Below are 3092 nucleotides of genomic sequence, written 5' to 3'. Positions count from 1 at the left end.
CTCCCCATCCCCAATCAGAACTTCCGCAGCGTCCGCCGCCACTTCACCGGAGGACGCATCCTCCTGCGCCGCCTCTGCGGAGGCGTCCTCCACAACCAGCGGATCGGACGCCACGTCGTCGGTGGCCTGGTCGTCAAGGGTCGCGTCGGTGTCTGTGCTGGGGGTGTCGTCGGCCGTGCTTTCGCTGGTGGACGCATCCTCCTGCGCCGCGCCTGCGGAGGCGTCCTCCACAACCAGCAGGTCGGACGCTGTGTCGTCGGCGGCCTGGTCGTCAAGGGTGGCGTCGGTGTCGACCGTCTCGGGGTCGTCGGCGGGTGGTTCTGGCTCGCCGTCGGTGGTCTGGTCGTCTGGTTGGGGGAGGGGGACGGTGACCGTGGGCAGCTCGGAGTCGGGCAGGTATGGGGGCGTTGTGCTGTCTTCGTCGGGCTCGTTGGTTTCCGGAGGCTGCTTCACGACGTCGTCCCGTCCCAGATCTGTCCGTCCGGGGCCAGTATGTTCCCCTTTTGCTCAGGACTAACGTCTCACAGCCCGAGGATCAACGGTGATCGGCGAGGACGGCGTGATGATCTTCACCGTGGCGATCACCACGCCGGCCCGGCCAGGAAGATCGCTAGTGCGGGTTGGTGGCCAGTAGCTCCGCGAGGAGGTCGTCCAGGGTCACGATGCCGGCGAACTCGGTGCCCTCGTTGACCACGGCGAGCTGGGCGCGGCCCCGGCGCATGCGGCTGACCGCGTCCAGGACGGTCGTCTCGGCCGTCAGGACGGGGGCCGGGTGCGCCAGTTCGTCGGCCCGGCGCTCGCCGGCGGGGTCGGTGATGGCCGCCCGGACGTGGACGATCCCCGTCATCGCGCCGTCCTTGTCGCGGACCAGCAGCCGGTTGTGGCCGCTGGCGGTCGCGGTCCGGCGGATCTGCGCGGCGGTCGCGTCCGCGCCGATCGTCGTGACGGACGTGGCGGGCACGACGAGGTGGCCGACCGTGACCTCCCGCGCGGAGATCGCCCGCCGCAGCAGTTCGTGGTCGTGGCGTCCGATGAGGCCGAGGCGGCGGGACTCGCCGACCAGGTGGCTGAGCCGGGCCGGGTCGGTGTGGTTGTCCAGCTCGTCCTTCGGGGTGACCCGGATGAGCCGCAGCAGCGCGTTCGTCATCGCGTTCAGCGCCGACAGGATCGGGCGGGACACCTTCGCGAACGCGCGGAACGGCAGCGCCAGGATCAGCGCCGACCGCTCGGGGTGCGCGATCGCCCACGACTTGGGCGCCATCTCGCCGACGACCATGTGCAGGAACGTGATGACGGCGAGGGCGGAGCCGAGCGCGATGGCCTTCACGCCGGCCTCCGGGACGCCGAGCGCGTGCAGCGGCGGCTCCAGGAAGTGCTCGAACGCGGGTTCGGTGACGATCGCGAGGCCCAGCGAGCACATCGTGATGCCGAACTGCGCGCCGGCGAGCATCAGCGACAGCTCGCGGACGCCCGCGAGCGCGGCGACCGCGGGACGGCTGCCCTTCGCGGCGGCGCGCTCCAGCTGCGGGCGGCCCGCGGCGACGAGCGCGAACTCGGCGGCGACGAAGAACCCGTTCCCCAGCAGCAGCAGGACGGTGATCAGCAGCGAGGCCAGCGGGCTCACACGACCTCCTCGGCGGGGACGGCCGCGCGGATCAGGATCTTCTCGGCGACGCGGCGGGCCACGCTCACGACCTCCAGTTCGACGGCGCCGGTCTCCGTCTCGACGGTGAGGCGGTCGCCGGCGGCGGGGAGCCGGCGCAGCTCCGCCATGACGAGGCCGCCGAGGGTGTCGTAGGCGTCGCCCTCCGGCAGTTCGAGGCCGGTGAGCCGCTCGACCTCGTCGATGCGCATGCCGGCGTCGACCAGCCAGGACCCGTCCGGGCCGGACTCCGGCGCGTCCGCCGGGCCGTCGGTCTCGTCGGTGATCTCCCCGACGAGTTCCTCGGCGACGTCCTCGAAGGTGAGGATGCCGGCGAGCCCGCCGTACTCGTCCACGACGCAGGCGAACTCCTCGCCGGCCTCGCGCATGTGCTCGATGACCCCGTACAGCGGCTGGCTGCCGGGGACCAGCAGCGCGGGCCGGGCGACGGAGCCGATCGGGGTGGACGGGTCGAGCGCGTCGTCGGCGACCTCGCGGACGCCCGCGACACCGACCACGTCGTCGACCTCCTGCCCGTAGACCGGGTAGGCGCTGTGGCCCGTCTCGCGGATCAGCGCGACCAGGTCGGCGACGGGCGCGGCGGCCGGCAGCGTCCGGACCTGGGGACGGGGCACCATGACCTCGTCAGCGGTGAGGTCGCCGAACGACAGGGCGCGCTCCAGCAGGCCGGACAGGTCGGCGGGCAGGTGCCCGGCGCTGTGCGACTTGCCGATGATGTCGCCGAGCTCCTCCAGCGTCGCGCCGCTGTGCAGCTCCTCGACGGGCTCGACGCCCACGAGGCGCAGCAGCCGCGTCGCCGCACGGTCGAACAGGCGGATCAGCGGTCCCGCGATCGTCAGGTACACGAGAGTGGACGAGGCCAGCGCGCGCGCCAGCGACTCGGCACGCGCCAGGGCGAGGTTCTTGGGGAACAGCTCGCCCAGCAGCATCTGGATGAGCGTCGCCAGGACGAACCCGGTGGCGAGCGCGATCGCGCCCGTGGCCCCGTCCGGCACACCGATCAGGCTGAGCAGCGGCTGGATCAGCTCGGCGAGCGCGGGCTTGGCGATGAATCCGACGACCAGGGTCGTCATCGTGATGCCGAGCTGCGCGCCCGAGAGCATGAAGGAGAGCCGGCCGATGACCTTGACGGCCCGGCGGGCGGAGGTGTCGCCGCGTTCGGCGGCCTGTTCGAGCGTCGCGCGGTCGGCGGCGACGTAGGCGAACTCCTGGGCGACGAAGTACCCGGTGGCGGCGGTGAGGAGGATCACCGCGAGCACGCCCAGCGCGGCGGTCAGCACGGGGCACCGGGTCTATGACTGGGGTCCGACACCGCGGACTCACCACTCCTCTCGTAGACGATGTACCTGACGTAACGTCACCAGGGACAACGACGTTCCCCGCGCGGAGGGTACGGGACGGTAACGATCGCGGTGGGACGGTGCGGGCG

The 3092-nt window shown here is 72.1% G+C and carries 3 protein-coding genes; all 3 read right to left on the bottom strand.

Annotated elements, in window-relative coordinates:
• The coding region (locus tag E1293_RS45960) for a hypothetical protein (protein ID WP_207939515.1) at positions 1–453 on the bottom strand (453 nt) is incomplete at its 3' end.
• A 157-nt stretch (positions 454–610) separates the two neighbouring features.
• Entirely contained in the window at positions 611–1624 is a 1014-nt protein-coding gene (locus tag E1293_RS45955; RefSeq protein WP_132206300.1) for a hemolysin family protein, read from the bottom strand.
• Complete coding sequence (locus tag E1293_RS45950; protein ID WP_132206298.1) at positions 1621–2943, bottom strand: hemolysin family protein; 1323 nt, start codon at positions 2941–2943, stop codon at positions 1621–1623. The genes E1293_RS45955 and E1293_RS45950 overlap by 4 nt, the downstream gene beginning before the upstream one ends.
• Positions 2944–3092: the final 149 nt, after the last annotated feature.

The organism is Actinomadura darangshiensis (assembly GCF_004349235.1).
Lineage (GTDB): Bacteria > Actinomycetota > Actinomycetes > Streptosporangiales > Streptosporangiaceae > Spirillospora > Spirillospora darangshiensis.
Note: the sequence above shows the minus strand (reverse complement) of the source record. Positions and strands in the feature narration are given on the sequence as shown.